Below are 17518 nucleotides of genomic sequence, written 5' to 3'. Positions count from 1 at the left end.
AGCGATGGACAAACGCCCGACGATCATTGACGTGGCCCGCGAGGCCGGAGTGTCGAAATCGACGGTCAGCCTGGTGCTGCAGAACAGCCCGCTGGTGCGCGATCAGACCCGCGAAGAGGTGCGCCGCGCCATGGCAGAGCTGGGCTATGTCTATAACCGCTCGGCTGCCAACCTTCGCCAGTCCAATGCCGGTCTGGTCGGCCTTGTCATCAATGATCTGCGCAACCCCTTCTTCACCGAATTCGCCACATCCGCGCAGATGGCGCTTTCGGCGCGCGGCTATGCCACGGTGCTGGCCAATACTGATGAAGATCCCGCGCTGCAGACCCAGGTGATGGCGGCAATGCTGGAACATGGCGTCTCGGCGCTGATCGTCTCGCCTGCCTATGGCAATGAGGATGAGACCTTCGGCGCAATTGCCCGGGCCGGGATCCCGACGCTGCAGGTTTTGCGCAAGGCCTCACCCGATACGGAAACCTTCCCCTTCGCCGCCCCCGATTACGCGCTTGGCAGCCGTCTCGCCACCGAACAGCTGGTGCAGGCGGGCGCGCGCCATATCGCCTTTCTCGGCGGGCTGGAGGGGCGCGGCGTGACCGATCTGCGCATGGCCGGCTACCGCGAGGTGCTCGCGCAGGCAGGGCTGAAGCCGTTGATCCTGCCCGGTCGCCCGACGCGCAGCTGGGGGCGCGAGGCGATGATCCGGCTTGCAGAACAGCATCCCGAAACCGATGCGGCATTGTGCTTTAACGATCTGGTTGCGCTTGGCGTCAGCAGCGGCATGGCCCGGCTGGGCCGCGCGCCCGGCCCGGATTTCCGCCTGACCGGATTTGACGATATTGAGGAAAGCGCCGAGGCCTGGCCCGCCCTGTCTTCGGTGCGCTGCGATATTGCCGGTTTTGGCCGCCGCATGGCGGGCACTTTGCTGCGCTGGCTGGAAGAGGGCATCCGCCCTGCCCCGGAAACCCTGACCCCGGTTGAGCTGATAGTGCGGGCCTCCTCGCGCTGACCTCTGCCCGCCTCCCCTCCTGACCCGCCGCCTGCGGGGCTTTCGGCTTGCGCCCGGAGCCGGCCCTGCGCGAGACTGGCCGCGCCGATCTGTTGCAGAAAGCCCTCCATGCCTGACCATCCGCCGCCTGACCATCCGCCAACTGGCCACCCGCCGCCAGAGCCTGACCTGACCGGGGATGCCCGCGAGCTGCCGCCCTTTGCCGGACAGCTGCGCCCGGAGAATATCGTGATCCGCAAAGACCGGGTTGAGGCGATGCTGCTGGTGCGGCCCGAACTGCTGAACCGCAATGGCGTCCTGCATGGCGGCGCGATCATGGCTCTGGCTGATATTCTCGGCGGATCAGCGGCTTATGCCAATGTCGCTGCCGGAGAAACCACGACCACCGTCGAGAGCAAAACCAGTTTCTTCCGCCCCGTCCCGGCCGGATCCCGGCTGAAAGCGGTGACGCTGCCGCTGCATATCGGCCGGCGCACCTCGGTCTGGCAGACCTCGCTCTATCTTGAAAATGGCAAGCTGGCGGCGCTGGTCCAGCAGACCCAGATGACCATCGCCCCGATCGGAGAGTAAAGGCGGCGCAGCCCGCAGGCCGCGCCGCCCCTGTCGTTTCAGCCGCGGCTATTTCGCCACGAAATTGAAACTATAGCTCGGGTTAACCCCGGCCGGCGGCGCCGGGAAAGGCGCGGCGCGTCGGATATGGTCCAGCGCGACCTCATCCACCCGGGCCGAGCCCGAGCTGCGAGAAATCGACACCGCCGCCAGCCCGCCACCCGCACTGATGGTAAAGCTGACCGTGGCGGTCCCCTTCTCGCCCGCATTTTTCTTGCGCGTGCGGTTGACCTTTTTCATCACCGAAGCCGCATAGGATTTAGCCGAGGCCTGGCCCGAACCGGCCGAGGCCTGAGCCGGGGCCGGCTGGCTCGAAGCCTTTGCCTCAGCCCGGTTTTCCGAGGCCTTGCGCTTTGGCTTATCTCTGGTTTTCTCGCGCGGCTTTTCCGCCTTTTTGACCGGTTTTTCCTCGGCGCGCTCGGGGCGTGGCTTCGGCTTTGGCAGCTCGACAACCGGCTTTGGCGGCGGTTCCTGGTCAATCTCGGGCGCGAGATCCTCGACGATCTCCTCAATCGCGGGCAGATCTTCCGGCAGATCCGGCGCTTCGGTCAGCTCCGGGGTCTCGGGCAGATCCTCGGCATCGGGCGCATCCACCTGTTCGGAAGGCGCCTGATCCACCGCATCCGGCGAGGGCTCGCGCATCGCCTCAACCGCCGGGACCGGGGCCAGCATGATCAGCACCGCCTCCTCGGCATCGCCGATGGCATTGCCCGCCGACTGGTTCGACAAAGCCCAGGCGCCAATCGCCGAGACCAGCAGTGCCGCAACCGAGGTCGAGGCCAGCCAGCCAATGGTCGAACCGCGACCCGCGCTGCGATGTGAGGGCAGGATAGGGCAGCTCATGGCGCAGCTCCCGGATCTGCCGCCGCCGCCGCGCCTTCGAGCCCGACCAGCGCGACTTTAAGATAACCGGCGACGCGCAGCTCATCCAGGATGACCATCAGCTCGCCATAAGGGATCTCTTTATCGGCGCGGAAGAACACCGCCTGCTCGCGGTCACCGCCGGTTTTCGCATCCAGCGCCGCCTGCAGCCCGCCCTCTGACACCGGCTCATTGCCGAGCGACAGCACCCGGTCGAGACCCAGCGAAAGCCAGAGCGGCTCATCGGGACGCTGCTGGGGCTGCGCCGCCGAGGCGGGCAGGTTCACCGGCACATCCACGGTCGACAGCGGCGCCGCAACCATGAACACGATCAGCAGAACCAGCATCACATCGATGAAGGGCGTGACGTTGATCTCCGAGACTTCGGCATCCTCATCCTGATTGCCACCCATTGAGGCCCCCATCGCTCAGGCCCTCGCTGCGGCAGCGGCCAGCCGGTCAAGCGCATGGCTCTGCAACCGGGCGGCGGCAGCGGCAATGTCATTGAGCTGATGGCGATAGGTCGCGAGGCGACGGGTACAGATATTATAAATCGCCACCGCCGGAATAGCGGCGGCCAGACCAATTGCGGTGGCCAGCAGCGCCTCGGCAATCCCCGGTGCCACGACGGCGAGATTGGTTGTTTTGGTTTCGGCAATCGCGATGAAGCTGTTCATAATGCCAAAGACCGTGCCAAACAGGCCAACAAAGGGCGCAAGCGAGCCGATCGAGGCCAGAATGCCGGTGCCGGCGCGCAGCTTTTGCGCTGCGCCCGCCTCAATCCGGCCTGCGGCGGCATCGGTGCGCTCACGGGTGCCGGGGATCAGATCCGGCTCGGCCTCGGCCAGGCGCAGCTCTTCATCCGCGGCGCGGATGATCTCAGCGGCCGGCCCCTTACGGCCCTGCAGCGCCGCAGTGGCGATATGCAGATCGCTCGCGCTGGTCAGCACCTTTGCCGCGCGGCGCAGGCCTGCAAAGGCAAAGCTGAATTCGACCATTTTATGGATCAGGATCACAAGGGCTGCGAAAGCCGCAACCGCAAGCCCGACCATCACCGCCTGGACAATCCAGTGCGCATCCCAGAACAAAGCATCCAGTTTCACCGAATGCGCGGCAAGCGGGGCCGGTGCTGCGGCTGAGGCATCGCCCGGAGCGGCCCCCTGCTGTCCGCCGCCGCGACGACCGTGACCCGGGCCGCGCTCATGCTCCCCGCGGTGATCGGGGCGAGCGGCTTCCCCGGTTTCGGCGGCGCTCACGGGGGCAGTCGTTGCTTCGGCGGGCGCGGCGGTTTCCGGCGCGGCCCCGGCGGGGGCAGAAGCGGAAGGGTCCTGGCCGGTCGCATCCGGCGCAGGAACCGCAGGCGGCGCATCCGTGATCACGACCGGAGCCGCAGCCCCGCTATCCGCAGCCGGAAGCGCGGAAGGCTCGGGGGCCTCAGTCGAGACCACCGGCGGCGCCGTATCGGGATTATCCTGGGCCAGGGTCGCACCGCCTGCAAGAAGGCCAGTCAGAAGGAAGGGATAGATCAGTGCCGCACGCATGTTCTTAACCAGTTCATTTGCTTCATTCCGCCCCTCCGGCAGGAGAGAGCAGCGACCGGGTTTCCCCCAAGGCGGCCTGACCGGAGCAAAGCACGAGCCTGAGCAGGCTTGCCGGTTATTCGCGACCCCTGCAGAACATTCTGCGATAGATGTTCCGGGGCTGCAGCAGATACCAACCTCTTCTGTCAGAAATCGGTCTAAGAATACCAGGTATATTTGTCAAGTATAAGCGCCCCCCGCTCCGGACCCCTCATTTCATCCCGGTTCCGCCCCTGCCCCGTCCTGCCGGAACGGGAAAAGGCCCCTCGCGACGGAAGGGCCTTTATAGGCTCGGTCTGCCCCTGCCAGCCTGGGGCGCGCAGAGACACCCGAAGCGCCGTCAGCCCTGAGGCTTAGCCAGCCTCATTGGCCGGGGAGGCGTTGAGCAGACCGTAATTCTGCGCCCCGAGCTGCTCATAGAGGTCGATCTGGGTTTCGAGGAAGTCGATATGCCCCTCTTCATCGGCGATCAGCTCGTCGAACAAAGCCCGGCTGACGAAATCGCCGACCTCGTCACAATAGCGGCGCGCCTCGATATAAAGGTCACGGGCGCCATGTTCGGCCGCCAGATCGGCATCGAGCACCTCACGGACATTCTGGCCGATGCGCAGACTGTCGAGCTTTTGCAGATTCGGATGGCCCTCAAGGAAGATGATCCGCGTGATAAACTTATCCGCGTGATGCATTTCCTCGATCGATTCCTCGCGGGCTTTGGCGGCCAGCTTGCCATAGCCCCAGTCATCCAGCAGGCGGTAATGCAACCAGTACTGGCTGACCGCGGTCAGTTCTGAGCGCAGACCGGCGTTGAGATACTCGATAACCTTTGCGTCGCCCTTCATGGCAATCCCCGTTTCGTTGCGCAGGGTAAAACCCCTGCCGGCTTCGGATAGAGAGAGCCTAGGACGACAGATCGCGGCTGTAAACCAGGCGCGGAGATTATTTTAGAATCTTTCTAAAACTGACGAAAACGCTCTTATTTAAAGCGTCTGGCGCGCATCTGTTTCAGCATCGGCACTGCAGGCCGGGCCGGCTCGCCCGCCACGCCAAAGCTGGCACAGCTGCGCATGGTGTCGAGAAACAGCGGCATGCAGCCGCCGCAATCTGCCTTCTTGCCCAGAGCATGATAAATCTTGCCCGGGGTGATGATGGTCGAAGGGTCAGAGGCGCGCATCCAGTCCACCGCCGCGCGGATATCCTGATCGGCAATATTCATACAGGAGCAGACGATCATTGCCCGAGCCCCCCGCGCGAAGCAGACAGGATCAGGGGCGAAACAGCAAAACAGAGAAAGCGCGTTCCGGTCATTCTCGGCACTCACAGGGGGGGAGACACAGCTCTTGCGGACCGCCCATGGATGACAAGTTTAGTCAGGAAAGTAAAGTTGATAAATTCACTTCGGCATCGCTGAGCTGATCAAAATCCCTTAAAACAAAGGGCGCCCCGCGATGGGACGCCCTGAAAGTCTGGTCTGAGGCAGGGGATGGCAGATCAGCCGCTGAACAGGAAATGCAGCACGTCGCCGTCTTTGACTTCGTAAGTCTTTCCTTCGACACGGAATTTCCCGGCCTCTTTCGCGCCCGCCTCGCCGTTGCCGGCGATGTAATCGGCAAAGGCCACGGTTTCGGCGCGGATGAAGCCTTTCTCAAAATCACCATGGATCACCCCGGCGGCCTGCGGCGCCAGCATGCCTGCGGTGATCGTCCAGGCGCGGGCCTCTTTCGGACCGACGGTGAAATAGGTGCGCAGACCCAGCAGCTGATAGCCCGCACGGATCAGGCGATTCAGCCCGGCCTCACTCAGCCCCATCTCCTCAAGGAAGATCGCGGCATCCTCATCGGGCAGCTGCGCCAGCTCTTCCTCGATCCGCGCCGAGATCACCACCGAAGCCGCGCCCTGACGCGCAGCCATTTCGGCGACGCGCGCGGACTGACTGTTGCCCTCGCCGGCTTTTGCCTCTTCGACATTGCAGACATAGAGCACCGGCTTGGCGGTCAGGAGCTGCAGCAGATCCCAGGCGCGACGGTCATCGGCTGCCACCTGAACGGTGCGGGCCGGCTGACCGGCCTCGAGCGCGGCCTGGGCCTGGGCCAGCAGGCGATCCTGGTCCGCCGCTTCCTTATCGCCCGATTTCATCTTGCGTGCGAGGTTGGCACGGCGGCGCTCAAGGCTTTCGAGATCGGCAAGCATCAGCTCGGTCTCGATGGTCTCGGCATCGGCGACCGGGTCAATCCGGCCCTCGACATGGGTGATATCGCCATCCTCAAAGCAGCGCAGCACATGGGCAATCGCATCGCATTCGCGGATATTGGCGAGGAACTGGTTACCAAGACCCTCGCCTTTCGAGGCGCCGCGCACCAGGCCCGCGATATCGACAAAGGTCATCCGCGTCGGGATGATCTGTTTCGAGCCGGCAATGGCTGCCAGCTGGTCCAGACGAGGATCCGGCACCGAGACCTCGCCGACATTCGGCTCGATCGTGCAGAACGGGAAATTCGCCGCCTGCGCTGCAGCGGTTTTCGTCAGCGCGTTGAAAAGGGTCGATTTGCCGACATTCGGCAGGCCGACGATACCCATCTTAAAGCCCATCACCGGCCCTCCTGGATTGCGAAGGCCCTCTTAGGCGCTGGCCGGGGCCGGATCAAGGAACAAGCTGGCCCCAAACCGGCTTCAATCCCCAGCGCCGCGCGAAAATCACATCTTTTCTCAGCCCGGCTGCCGCTTTGCCGATCCCGGCCCCGGGCGTGAGCCACCCAGCCCCCTCTCTTCCGCCCGATTATAGCAGCAACAGGTAAATTTTTCCTTTGCGGCGGCCTGCCCGCCGCGCCGCCATTGCTTTTCCCGGCGCGCTTGTGCAAACCGCTTGAGAAACAGAAACGGGGGCCTTTCATGACCAGGATCGATGACACTTTCGCCCGGCTGCGCGCTGAGGGCAAAAAGGCCTTCGTCGCCTATATCATGGCCGGGGATCCTGATATGGCGGGCTCGCTGGAGCTGATGAAAGGCCTGCCGGGCGCGGGCGTCGATATCATCGAGCTGGGCATTCCCTTCACCGATCCGATGGCCGATGGCCCGACCATCCAGGCCGCGGGCCAGCGCGCGCTGGAAGCTGGCATGACGCTGAGCAAAGTGCTGCAGATGGTGCAGGAGTTCCGCTCGGGCGACGCCACCACCCCGGTGGTGCTGATGGGCTATTACAACCCGATCTATTCGCATGGCGTTGAGCGTTTCATCCGCGAGGCAAAAGCTGCCGGGGTCGACGGGATGATCGTGGTCGATCTGCCGCCGGAAGAAGATGAAGAGCTTTGCCTGCCCGCCCAGGCCGCCGGGCTGAACTTCATCCGCCTTGCCACCCCCACCACCGATGCAAAGCGCCTGCCCAAGGTGCTGCAGAACACTTCGGGCTTTGTCTATTATGTCTCGATCACCGGCATCACCGGCTCGGCCACGCCCCAGGCGGGCGATCTGGCCCCGGCGGTGGCGGCGATCAAGGCCGGAACCGATCTGCCGGTGGTGATCGGCTTTGGCATCAATACGCCTGAAACCGCAAAGCTGATGGCGGGCGTGGCCGATGGCTGCGTGGTCGGCTCGAGCATCGTCAAAAGCGTCGGCGAGAAAAAGCCGCTCGGCGAAATCCTCGCCCAGGTGGCAGCCCTTTCGGGCGGCGCCCATTCGGCCTGAGGCCTTAGCCGGCGGTAAAAACCGCCGGAATCAGCCCGCGCAGGGCATTGCCCACCCAAAGGCGCCGCAGCAGCGGCAGATCTTCAGCCCGGAGGACCTCCTCCGGGCAGTTTAATTCTGCGCGCAGCACGCCCGGCAAGGCCCCTGAACTGAGCGGCGGCGTGCGCATCCCCGCGCCGCGGTCAAAGAACAGGCTGGTGATCGTGCCCTCGGCCAGCTCACCACGTTCATTGAGAAAGATCAGCTCATCGAGATCCGGCGGCAGAGCAGCCCGGGCCTGGTCATGGAGCCTGCGGTTGCTGGATTTGACAGAAAGCCAGGGATCAGCAGAGGAAAGCCGCTCAGCGGCGAGGCCGATCCGCCATTCAGTCTTGCCCGGCGGCAGGGGATGCAGCTCAAGGCGCAGCTCGCCCGCCCGGTTCAGCGTCAGCCGCAGCCGCGCCGGATGATCCGGCCCCTGCGGCGCATCCGGACGCGGTTCGGCCCAGCCCAGCGAAAGCGCACTGCGGCGCAGCCTTGCCGCATGCAGCGGCCAGCGCGGCGCGGCGCGGCCGTCCCAGTATATCGTCTCGATCAGGATCAGGCCTGGCCGAGCGCCGCCCTGACGAAGCGTGCTTTCCACAAAGCCTCCTCCCATTCCCCATGGGCGGTTGAGCCATGCACCACACCACCGCCGACATTCATCACGATCTGTTCGCCCGCAAGCGACAGGGTGCGGATCGCCACCGAGAAATCGGCGCGGCCATCCGGGGCCATCCAGCCGATCGCGCCGCAATAGACGCCGCGCGGATGCGGCTCGAGCTCGCGGATGATCTGCATGGCGCGGATCTTCGGCGCGCCGGTGACCGAGCCACAGGGGAACAGCGCGGCAATCAGATCGGGCAGGCTGGCGGGCGCGCTGAGCTGGCCTTCGACCTGCGAGACCATCTGATGCACCGTCGCATAATGCTCAATCGCGTAAAGCGCCGGGGTCTTCACGCTGCCCACCTCTGAGAGGCGGCTGATATCATTGCGCAAAAGATCAACGATCATCAGATTTTCGGCCCGGTCCTTGGGGCTGGCCTGCAGATCCGCCGCCAGGGCAGCATCGCGCGCCGGATCAGCATCGCGCGGACGAGTGCCCTTCATCGGCCTGGTGGTGATTTTGCCAGCGGCGTCGAGGCGGAAAAACAGCTCGGGGCTGCGCGAGACCACCACCGGCCCCCGCCCCAGATCGACAAAGGCCCCATGCCCGACCGGACCTGAACGGCGCAGCCTGCCATAAAGCCCGGCCGCCGTACCCGAAAGCAGGCGCGCCTGCAGCGGGAAGGTCAGATTGACCTGATAGCAATCCCCGGCGGCGATATAGGCCAGCACCTGGGCCATTGCCGCGTCATATCCGCTCTGCGCCACCAGCGGCACCGGCTCGCTGATCCTGGTCGCGGCAGCCGCTTCTGCCATCTGCGCCAGCAGGGGCGCCGCGTCACGCGGGCCGTCAAACACGCCCATCTGCAGCAGCGGGCCATGACCGGCGGGCAAAAGCGGCAAGAGCCGCTCTTCGCTCAGATAGCCCGCCTCATAGGCAATATAGCCCGCCAGCCAGAGGCCCTGACCGCGCAGGGCCTCAGCCCGCTCCAGCGCCGGGGCCAGATCTTCGGCGCGGCGCACGAGAATAACCTCCCGTGCGCCTTTGAATAAAACCGGCGCGCTTTCGGTGCTGCCACCGTCCGGCCCGTGCTCGACAAGGATCTGTGCATCTGAAATCATATTCCCAGCAGGAATAGACCCTGGTCTCGCCTCGCGCCAGCCTGTCGGAGCGCTGCCTGTAAATTTTCCCGAAAGCCCCCGGGCTGAAACCCTGCCCGGAGTACAGGCCGAAGCACGGGCCGGGGCGCAGATCGGGACGCAAAAATCCGCCACGCCCGGGCCGCAAGCCCCCCTTGCGACGAGATGAGGCGGCGCGGCCGGGTTTTTGCCTCTTGCGCCCCCGAGCCTCTGGCCTATAACCCGCGACGATTTACGCACAGCCAGGGGTCACCGACATGCCGAAGCGGACAGATATCCACTCGATCATGATTATCGGTGCAGGGCCAATTGTTATCGGTCAGGCCTGTGAATTTGACTATTCCGGCGCCCAGGCCTGCAAGGCCCTGCGCGAAGAAGGATACCGGGTTATCCTTGTTAACTCGAACCCGGCAACGATCATGACCGATCCCGGTCTGGCCGATGCCACTTATATCGAGCCGATCACCCCGGAAGTCGTTGCCAAGATCATCGAGAAAGAACGTCCCGATGCGATCCTGCCGACCATGGGCGGCCAGACCGGTCTGAACACCGCGCTGGCACTTGCCGATATGGGCGTCCTTGATAAGTTCAATGTCGAACTGATCGGCGCCAGGCGCGAAGCCATTGAAATGGCTGAAGACCGCAAATTGTTCCGCGAGGCGATGGATCGTCTCGGCCTGGAAAACCCGAAAGCCACCATCGTTGCCGCGCCGAAACTGCCGAATGGCAAATTCGACATCGCCGCGGGCATCACCCAGGCTTTGCAGGATCTCGAGCATATCGGCCTGCCCGCGATCATCCGTCCCGCCTTCACGCTTGGCGGCACCGGCGGGGGCGTTGCCTATAACCGCGAGGATTACGAGGGCTTCATCCGTTCGGGCCTTGAGGCCTCGCCGGTGGCCCAGGTTCTGGTCGATGAATCGCTTCTGGGCTGGAAAGAATATGAGATGGAAGTGGTCCGCGACAAAGCGGATAACGCCATCATCGTCTGCTCGATTGAGAACGTCGATCCGATGGGCGTGCATACCGGCGATTCGATCACCGTTGCCCCTGCCCTGACGCTGACCGACAAAGAATATCAGATCATGCGCACCGCCTCGATTGCGGTGCTGCGCGAAATCGGCGTCGAAACCGGCGGCTCGAACGTGCAATGGGCGGTCAACCCCGCCGATGGCCGTATGGTCGTGATCGAGATGAACCCGCGCGTATCGCGCTCTTCGGCTCTGGCCTCGAAAGCCACCGGCTTCCCGATTGCAAAAATCGCGGCCAAGCTGGCGGTGGGCTATACGCTCGACGAGCTGGACAATGACATCACCCGCGTGACCCCGGCTTCCTTCGAGCCGTCGATCGATTATGTCGTGACCAAGATCCCGCGTTTCGCTTTCGAGAAATTCCCTGGCTCGGAGCCGCTGCTGACCACCGCGATGAAATCGGTGGGCGAGGCTATGGCGATCGGCCGCACCATCCACGAATCGCTGCAAAAGGCGCTCGCCTCGCTGGAAACCGGCCTGACCGGCTTTGACGAGATCGAGATCCCCGGCGCGCCGGATAAAGCGGCGATCTCCAAAGCCCTGTCGCAGGCCACCCCGGACCGTCTGCGCGTGATCGCCCAGGCGATGCGCGAAGGCTTCAGCAATGATGAGATCCAGGCGATCACCTCCTTCGATCCCTGGTTCCTCGCCCGGATCCGCGAGATCATTGATACCGAGGCCGAAGTGCGTGCCAAAGGCCTGCCGCAGACCGCTGAAGGCCTGCGCCAGCTGAAAATCATGGGCTTCACCGATGCCCGTCTGGCAAAGCTGACCGGCCAGCCGGAAGCCGATGTGCGCCGCTCGCGTCGCAGCCTCGGCGTCACCGCGGTCTTCAAGCGCATCGACACCTGCGCCGCCGAATTTGAGGCGCAGACCCCCTATATGTATTCGACCTATGAAATGCCCGCGATGGGCGATGTCGAATGCGAATCGCGCCCCACCGATGCGAAGAAAGTCGTCATCCTTGGCGGCGGTCCGAACCGCATCGGCCAGGGGATCGAATTCGACTATTGCTGCTGCCATGCCTGCTATGCTCTGACCGAGCAAGGCTATGAAACCATCATGGTCAACTGCAACCCCGAGACCGTCTCGACCGATTATGACACTTCGGACCGTCTGTATTTCGAGCCGCTCACCCTTGAGCATGTGCTGGAAATCCTGCGTGTCGAGCAGGAAAACGGCACCCTGCACGGCGTGATCGTGCAGTTCGGTGGCCAGACGCCGCTGAAACTGGCCAATGCGCTGGAAGAGGAAGGCATCCCGATCCTCGGCACCACGCCGGATGCGATTGATCTGGCCGAAGACCGTGGTCGCTTCCAGCAGCTCCTGAACGATCTGGGCCTGAAACAGCCGGTCAATGGCATCGCCTCCTCGGGCGAGGAAGCTTTCGAGATTGCACAGCGCGTCGGCTATCCGCTGGTGATCCGCCCCTCCTTCGTTCTGGGCGGCCGCGCGATGGAAATCGTGCGCGATGATGCGCAGCTCAAGCGCTATATCACCACCGCAGTGCAGGTTTCGGGCGACAGCCCGGTGCTGCTCGACAGCTATCTGACCGGGGCGATCGAAGTTGACGTCGATGCTTTGTCGGATGGCGAGAATGTCCATGTTGCGGGCATTATGGAGCATATCGAGGAAGCCGGTGTGCATTCGGGCGACAGCGCCTGCTGCCTGCCGCCGCATTCGCTCTCGGCGGAAACCGTCGAAGAGCTGAAGCGTCAGACCGTGCAGATGGCGCGGGCGCTGAATGTCGTTGGCCTGATGAACGTGCAGTTCGCGATCAAGGACGGCGAGATCTATGTGCTCGAAGTCAACCCGCGCGCCTCGCGTACCGTGCCTTTCGTCGCCAAAGCCACCGATTCGGCGATTGCCTCGATTGCCGCGCGCCTGATGGCCGGTGAGAAGATGGAAGCCTTCCCGCTGCGCGCAGAATATGCCGCAGATACCGGGCCGGACAGCGATCTGCCGCTGGCCGATCCCAATACGCTCGCCAATCCGATCACCCCTTGGTATTCGGTCAAAGAGGCAGTGCTGCCCTTCGCCCGCTTCCCCGGTGTTGACCCGCTGCTCGGGCCGGAAATGCGCTCGACCGGCGAGGTTATGGGCTGGGACCGCAGCTTCGCCCTCGCCTTCCTCAAGGCGCAGATGGGTGCAGGTATGGTGCTGCCGGAAACCGGCAAAGTCTTCCTGTCGGTCAAAGATGCCGACAAGAGCGCCGCTCTGGCGGATGCTGCCCGCGATCTGATCGCTATGGGCTTCACCATTGTCGCCACCAAAGGCACGGCCGCCTGGTTGAAGGACAATGGTGTCGAGGCGACCGAGATCAACAAGGCCTATGAGCGTCGTCCGAATATCGTCGATGCCCTGAAAAACGGCGAGATTGTGCTGGTGATGAACACCACCGAAGGCACGCAGTCGATTCAGGACAGCCGCGATATCCGCCGCGTCGCACTGATGGATAAGATCCCCTATTACACCACCGCAGCGGCCTCGGTCGCGGCTGTGGCGGCGATGAAGGCCAAGAGCGAAGGCTATGGGGTGCGCACCCTGCAGGGCTGAGAGGCCCTGGCAATGAGATAAAGAAAAGGGGGGACCATCCGGTCCCCCCTTTTATATTGGCCGGTTTATCTGCCACCCGGCACTCATGCCTGAGTCTGATGCCGGGTCCTATCCCTCGCCTGCCCGGTGCCCGGCCACCCGGCCTGTGGAAGGGCGGTGTCAGGCCGCCTTTCAGCTGAAAAAGCGGATCCCCTCTTCGGTCACCATCAGATCGAGCCGCTGATCGGTTGGCTCAAGCGGCACCTCAGCCACTTCCTGGGCGGCAAAGGCAAAACCGACGGCGATGGTCGGACGCTTTGCCCGCAAAGCCTCCAGCGTGCGGTCATAGAAGCCACCGCCATAGCCCAGCCGGTAGCCGCGCGCATCAAAGGCCAGCATCGGCACGATCAGCACCTCTGGCTCAAGCATCGCGCCCTCAGCCGGGATCATCGCCTTAAAGGCGCCCTCAATCAGCGCCGCCCCGGGCTGCCACTGCCGAAACTGCAGCGGCTGATCGCGCCCCGGGATCACCGGCAGACAGACCGGCCCCTGATGCGCCGCCATGGCGGGCAAAGGGTCAATCTCGCTGCGAAACGGCATATAGCCCGAGAGCACCTTGCCGGCATGATCTGCCAGATAGCCCGCCAGATACTCCGCCGCCCGGCCCTGCCCCGCCGCAAAGGCCAGGGCACGTTTCTCAGCCGCCGCGGCGCGGGCCGCTTTTTTATCATCTGCCATCATATCAGGATCACCGTTGCCAGGCCGAGGAAGGCAAAAAAGCCCATCACATCGGTTAATGTGGTGACAAATGTCGCCGAAGCCAGCGCAGGATCAAGCCCAAAGCGGTTCAGGGTGAGCGGCACCAGCACGCCACCGAGCGCGGCAACCACCTGATTGACCAGCATGGCCGAGGCCAGCACCAGCCCCAGATGATAATCGCCGATGATAAAGGTTCCGGCGAGGAACAGAATGGCAGCCAGAACCACACCATTCACCATCCCGGCAAATAACTCGCGCCGCACCACCCGCCGCGCATTCGATGAGGTCAGATCCCGCGTCGCCAGACCCCGCACCGAGACCGCCAGCGACTGGGTGCCGGCAATGCCGCCGGTCGAGGCGACAATCGGCATCAACGCCGCCAGAATCACCACCTGGGCAATCGTGGCATCAAACTGGCTGATCACCATGGCCGAGAGCGAGGCGGTCACGAGGTTGATCGCCAGCCAGGGCAGGCGCTGGCGTGCGGTGGCGATCGGCCCGTCCTGGATCGAACTGTCATCGCCCACCCGCGCCAGACGCAGCATGTCTTCCTCATGCTCTTCATCGAGCACATTCATCGCATCATCAATGGTGATCACCCCCACCAGCCGGCCGTTCTCATCCACCACCGGGCAGGAGATCAGGTGATACTGGTTGAAATAATAGGCGACATCGGCCTCTTCATCGGTGGCTTTGACGGTGCGGAAACTGTCTTCGGTGATATCGCGCATCAGCACCTCGACCGGCGAGGAAAGCATCCGCCCCAGCGTGGTATAGCCAACCGGGCGCATCCGCGGATCAACGAGGATCACATGATAGAACTGATCGGGCAGCCAGTCGGCGCGGCGCAGATATTCCGAGGTTTCGCCCACGCTCCAGAATTCCGGCACCGTGACGGTTTCGCGCTGCATCAGGCGGCCGGCGGAATGTTCGGGGTAAGCCAGTGCCTGCTCAACCGCGACCCGGTCGGCATTCTCCAGCGCGCTGAGGATTTTTTCCTGACCTTCCTGGTCAAGATCCTCAAGGATATCCACGACGTCATCGGTATCGAGTTCGCGCACCGCCTCGGCCACGACATTATCGGGCAGCGCCTCGATCACCTCTTCGCGGATTGATTCGTCAATTTCCGACAGAACATCGCCATCAATCCCGCCATGCCAGAGCGCCAGCAATTCGCTGCGCTCAAGCGGTGAGATCTGTTCCAGAAGGTCGGCGATATCTGCCGGATGCAGCGTCCCGAGCAGCGCCTCGATCCGGGAGGCATCGCGGTTTTCTACCGCCTGCAGCACCGCGCTGAGGCGCTCGGCCTGGAGTTCTTTTTCATCCCGCTGCTCGCTCTGCTCACGCATACTGCCCCCGACACCGTCTATTTGCCTGACTTTACCGAAAGCGCTTCCGGCGAAACAGGGGGGCCGGGCGATTTCCCTTTTTCCCGCCGACGTTTATTCTGTGCAGGTCACAAGGAGTAATCATGATGGCCGATCTGTTGCTGGGGCAGCTTTTGTATTTCACCGCCGACCCGTTCCGGGAGGGCGTGTCTGCCGCGCAGCATATCAGCGAGGGGGCGCTGCTGATCGAGGGCGGTAAGATCATCGCGCTTGGCGAGGCGGCTGCGCTGCGCCCGGCCCATCCCGGGGCGAAACTTCATGATTACGGCCGCGATCTGATCTCGGCGGGCTTTATCGACGCCCATGTGCATTACCCGCAGACCGCGATCATCGCCTCCTGGGGCAAAAGGCTGATCGACTGGCTGAACGACTATACCTTCCCCGAGGAAATGCGCTTTGCCGATCCCGCCTATGCGGCCGGGATCTCATCGCGCTATCTCGATCTGGCGCTGGCGCATGGCACCACCTCGCTCTGCTCTTACGCGACCATCCATCCGGGATCGGTCGATGCTTTGTTCACTGAGGCACAAAAGCGCAATATGCGGGTCTGGACCGGCAAGACCTGTATGGACCGCAATGCCCCCGAAGGGCTGCGTGACACGGCGCAATCGGCCTATGACGACAGTAAGGCGCTGCTGGAAAAGTGGCATGGAACCGACCGGCTCTCCTATGTGATCACGCCGCGCTTCTCGCCCACTTCAACGCCTGAGCAGCTGGCGGCGCTCGGCCAGCTGTGGAAAGAGCATCCCGATTGCCTGATGCAGACCCATCTGTCGGAACAGACCGATGAAATCGCCTGGGTGAAAGAGCTGTTCCCACAATCGCGTGATTATCTCGACACCTATGAGGCCCAGGGCCTGCTGCGCGAGGGCGCGGTCTATGGCCATGCGATCTGGCTGACCGAGCGCGAGAAAGACCGGCTGCGCGAGGCGGGGGCCAGCCTCGTGCATTGCCCGACCTCAAACACTTTCATCGGCTCGGGCCTGTTCGATATGGGCCTGGCGCGCAGCCTGCGGGTCGGTCTGGCCACCGATACCGGCGGTGGCTCGTCTTTCTCGATGCTGCATACCATGGCGGCAGCCTATGAGATCGGCCAGCTGCGCGGTGAGGCTTTGCATCCGGCGCAGCTCTGGTGGCTGGCCACCCAGGGCTCGGCCCGGGCGCTGCATGCAGAGGATAAGATCGGCAATCTCGCCCCGGGGATGGAGGCCGATCTGGTGGTGGTCGACCTCGCCTCGACCCCCGCGATTGCCCAGGCCAGCGCCAGGGCCGAAACCATCTGGCAGGCTTTGTTCCCGACCATCATGATGGGCGACGACCGCGCCATCCGCACCACCTGGATCGCCGGCAAGCCGAACCACGCCTGATCCGGAGGCGCTGCTGCTGCCAAAAAAAGGGAAAGCTTGCGCAAAGGCAAGGAATAGCATGCGCAAGCCCTGTCCGCGCGAAATCTGCGTGGATCCTGGATTCAGGGCAGCAGGTGGCTGATTTCAGCGCGGGACTAAATCCTCGCACTGCCGCCCACAGGCCCGATGCCACCCGCATCAGGCCGGGCCTGAAGCACGTGCCACCGGCCCGGCCAGGGCCTGGTCTTGCAGGCCTGGTGCCGGACTGTTCAAACCTTCCAGCGCCCATGCGGAAGTCTCAGAATGAATCCAGCACCGGATTGATGCAGCAGAGCCCCCTTTGCACCGAAAGGCTTTCTCATTCCGCGCGCTGGCGGGGTGGCATGCCCTGCGCAGGTTTACGCTGCCGTAACGTATATGAACCTATGGTTATATTAATACCTGTAATACATAATCCTAAAATTATATCCATTGACCTTCCCAGCACTTACCCCCTAGCACGAGGGAAGGTTGCCCGGCTCAGGGGAACAGCAGCGTAAGGAAGACAGCCCGTGAAAGAGCTTGAAGAGGGTCAGGAAATGACCCTTCGCACCGTCGCCATGCCGGCAGATACCAACCCGGCCGGTGATATTTTCGGCGGCTGGCTGATGTCACAGATGGATATTGCCGCCTTTGTGCGCTCGTCGGAACTTGCCGGAGGCCGCACCGTCACCGCCGCGGTGAAAGAAATGACTTTCGTCAAACCGGTCAAGGTCGGTGATACGGTCTGCCTCTATACAAAGCCGCTGCGCATCGGCCGCAGCTCAATCACCATGGAGGTCCAGGCCTGGCGCCGCCGGGGTCCGGATCCGCGCGAGAAGGTGACTCAGGGCATTTTCATCATGGTCGCGGTCGATGAGAACGGCCAGAAGCGTGAGCTGGCGCTGCCACCCCTGCCCGGTCAGGACTGAACCCGCTCCCT

16 protein-coding genes are annotated in these 17518 nt (G+C 63.4%); 6 read left to right on the top strand and 10 right to left on the bottom strand.

Going from position 1 to position 17518, the window contains the following annotated elements; all coding sequences use genetic code 11:
* Positions 1-4: 4 nt before the first annotated feature.
* Together H0485_RS15345 and H0485_RS15340 are read left to right on the top strand one after the other, a co-directional pair.
* A complete protein-coding gene (locus tag H0485_RS15345; RefSeq protein WP_226936829.1) occupies positions 5-1006 on the top strand; it encodes a LacI family DNA-binding transcriptional regulator in 1002 nt (333 codons plus the stop codon).
* A gap of 108 nt (positions 1007-1114) precedes the next feature.
* Positions 1115-1576: a PaaI family thioesterase gene (locus H0485_RS15340; protein ID WP_226936828.1), complete on the top strand. Its 462-nt coding sequence runs from the start codon at positions 1115-1117 to the stop codon at positions 1574-1576.
* Between the two features lie 48 nt (positions 1577-1624).
* Here H0485_RS15340 and H0485_RS15335 read toward each other — a convergent pair whose 3' ends face one another.
* The 6 genes from H0485_RS15335 to ychF all read right to left on the bottom strand — a co-directional run bounded on the left by H0485_RS15335 (position 1625) and on the right by ychF (position 6642).
* Positions 1625-2458, bottom strand: coding sequence for an energy transducer TonB family protein (locus H0485_RS15335; RefSeq protein WP_226936827.1), 834 nt, complete (start codon positions 2456-2458; stop codon positions 1625-1627).
* The gene (gene exbD / locus H0485_RS15330; RefSeq protein ID WP_226936826.1) at positions 2455-2889 is read right to left on the bottom strand and encodes a TonB system transport protein ExbD; all 435 of its coding nucleotides are present in this window, start codon (positions 2887-2889) and stop codon (positions 2455-2457) included. The genes H0485_RS15335 and exbD overlap by 4 nt, the downstream gene beginning before the upstream one ends.
* 15 nt (positions 2890-2904) lie before the next feature.
* On the bottom strand, positions 2905-4017 hold the full coding sequence (exbB, locus tag H0485_RS15325; RefSeq protein WP_226936825.1) for a tonB-system energizer ExbB: 1113 nt from the start codon (positions 4015-4017) through the stop codon (positions 2905-2907).
* 392 nt (positions 4018-4409) lie between these two features.
* Positions 4410-4895: a bacterioferritin gene (gene bfr / locus H0485_RS15320; RefSeq protein ID WP_226936824.1), complete on the bottom strand. Its 486-nt coding sequence runs from the start codon at positions 4893-4895 to the stop codon at positions 4410-4412.
* Positions 4896-5029: 134 nt separating this feature from the next.
* Positions 5030-5287 carry a (2Fe-2S)-binding protein gene (locus H0485_RS15315; protein WP_226936823.1) on the bottom strand — a complete coding sequence of 86 codons (258 nt, stop codon included), beginning with the start codon at positions 5285-5287 and terminating at the stop codon, positions 5030-5032.
* A gap of 257 nt (positions 5288-5544) precedes the next feature.
* Entirely contained in the window at positions 5545-6642 is a 1098-nt protein-coding gene (ychF, locus tag H0485_RS15310) for a redox-regulated ATPase YchF (protein ID WP_226936822.1), read from the bottom strand.
* Positions 6643-6942: 300 nt separating this feature from the next.
* Between ychF and trpA the strand changes: the two genes are divergently transcribed.
* The gene (trpA, locus tag H0485_RS15305; protein ID WP_226936821.1) at positions 6943-7734 is read left to right on the top strand and encodes a tryptophan synthase subunit alpha; all 792 of its coding nucleotides are present in this window, start codon (positions 6943-6945) and stop codon (positions 7732-7734) included.
* A gap of 4 nt (positions 7735-7738) precedes the next feature.
* On the opposite strand, the gene H0485_RS15300 is transcribed toward trpA, so the two are convergent.
* Positions 7739-8356 carry an aminotransferase class IV gene (locus H0485_RS15300; protein ID WP_226936820.1) on the bottom strand — a complete coding sequence of 206 codons (618 nt, stop codon included), beginning with the start codon at positions 8354-8356 and terminating at the stop codon, positions 7739-7741.
* Positions 8314-9480: an aminodeoxychorismate synthase component I gene (locus tag H0485_RS15295; protein WP_226936819.1), complete on the bottom strand. Its 1167-nt coding sequence runs from the start codon at positions 9478-9480 to the stop codon at positions 8314-8316. The genes H0485_RS15300 and H0485_RS15295 overlap by 43 nt, the downstream gene beginning before the upstream one ends.
* 275 nt (positions 9481-9755) lie before the next feature.
* Between H0485_RS15295 and carB the strand changes: the two genes are divergently transcribed.
* Positions 9756-13085, top strand: coding sequence for a carbamoyl-phosphate synthase large subunit (gene carB / locus H0485_RS15290; RefSeq protein ID WP_226936818.1), 3330 nt, complete (start codon positions 9756-9758; stop codon positions 13083-13085).
* A gap of 171 nt (positions 13086-13256) precedes the next feature.
* Here the strand turns inward: carB and H0485_RS15285 are convergent, their stop codons facing one another.
* Both H0485_RS15285 and mgtE read right to left on the bottom strand, forming a co-directional pair.
* Positions 13257-13805, bottom strand: coding sequence for a 5-formyltetrahydrofolate cyclo-ligase (locus H0485_RS15285; protein ID WP_226936817.1), 549 nt, complete (start codon positions 13803-13805; stop codon positions 13257-13259).
* Positions 13802-15172, bottom strand: coding sequence for a magnesium transporter (gene mgtE, locus H0485_RS15280; protein WP_226936816.1), 1371 nt, complete (start codon positions 15170-15172; stop codon positions 13802-13804). Before mgtE ends, H0485_RS15285 begins: the two co-directional genes overlap by 4 nt.
* Before the next feature lie 125 nt (positions 15173-15297).
* On the opposite strand from mgtE, the gene guaD reads away from it, so the two are divergent.
* Together guaD and H0485_RS15270 are read left to right on the top strand one after the other, a co-directional pair.
* Positions 15298-16578 (top strand): guanine deaminase, encoded by a 1281-nt coding sequence (gene guaD, locus H0485_RS15275; protein ID WP_226936866.1) that lies wholly within the window; start codon positions 15298-15300, stop codon positions 16576-16578.
* Positions 16579-17108: 530 nt separating this feature from the next.
* Entirely contained in the window at positions 17109-17507 is a 399-nt protein-coding gene (locus H0485_RS15270; protein ID WP_226936815.1) for an acyl-CoA thioesterase, read from the top strand.
* Positions 17508-17518 lie beyond the last annotated feature (11 nt).

This window comes from Pseudogemmobacter faecipullorum, from assembly GCF_020539525.1.
Taxonomy (GTDB): domain Bacteria; phylum Pseudomonadota; class Alphaproteobacteria; order Rhodobacterales; family Rhodobacteraceae; genus Pseudogemmobacter; species Pseudogemmobacter faecipullorum.
This window is presented reverse-complemented; position numbering and strand designations above follow the sequence as displayed.

What these genes read in the sequence shown, in the direction of transcription:
- H0485_RS15295 (WP_226936819.1), bottom strand. Translation starts at nt 9,480, where the DNA reads ATGATTTCAGATGCACAGATCCTTGTCGAGCACGGGCCGGACGGTGGC.
- mgtE (WP_226936816.1), bottom strand. Translation starts at nt 15,172, where the DNA reads ATGCGTGAGCAGAGCGAGCAGCGGGATGAAAAAGAACTCCAGGCCGAG.
- exbB (WP_226936825.1), bottom strand. Translation starts at nt 4,017, where the DNA reads ATGCGTGCGGCACTGATCTATCCCTTCCTTCTGACTGGCCTTCTTGCA.
- trpA (WP_226936821.1), top strand. Translation starts at nt 6,943, where the DNA reads ATGACCAGGATCGATGACACTTTCGCCCGGCTGCGCGCTGAGGGCAAA.
- H0485_RS15315 (WP_226936823.1), bottom strand. Translation starts at nt 5,287, where the DNA reads ATGATCGTCTGCTCCTGTATGAATATTGCCGATCAGGATATCCGCGCG.
- carB (WP_226936818.1), top strand. Translation starts at nt 9,756, where the DNA reads ATGCCGAAGCGGACAGATATCCACTCGATCATGATTATCGGTGCAGGG.
- ychF (WP_226936822.1), bottom strand. Translation starts at nt 6,642, where the DNA reads ATGGGCTTTAAGATGGGTATCGTCGGCCTGCCGAATGTCGGCAAATCG.
- bfr (WP_226936824.1), bottom strand. Translation starts at nt 4,895, where the DNA reads ATGAAGGGCGACGCAAAGGTTATCGAGTATCTCAACGCCGGTCTGCGC.
- H0485_RS15335 (WP_226936827.1), bottom strand. Translation starts at nt 2,458, where the DNA reads ATGAGCTGCCCTATCCTGCCCTCACATCGCAGCGCGGGTCGCGGTTCG.
- H0485_RS15345 (WP_226936829.1), top strand. Translation starts at nt 5, where the DNA reads ATGGACAAACGCCCGACGATCATTGACGTGGCCCGCGAGGCCGGAGTG.
- H0485_RS15340 (WP_226936828.1), top strand. Translation starts at nt 1,115, where the DNA reads ATGCCTGACCATCCGCCGCCTGACCATCCGCCAACTGGCCACCCGCCG.
- exbD (WP_226936826.1), bottom strand. Translation starts at nt 2,889, where the DNA reads ATGGGTGGCAATCAGGATGAGGATGCCGAAGTCTCGGAGATCAACGTC.
- H0485_RS15285 (WP_226936817.1), bottom strand. Translation starts at nt 13,805, where the DNA reads ATGATGGCAGATGATAAAAAAGCGGCCCGCGCCGCGGCGGCTGAGAAA.
- guaD (WP_226936866.1), top strand. Translation starts at nt 15,298, where the DNA reads ATGGCCGATCTGTTGCTGGGGCAGCTTTTGTATTTCACCGCCGACCCG.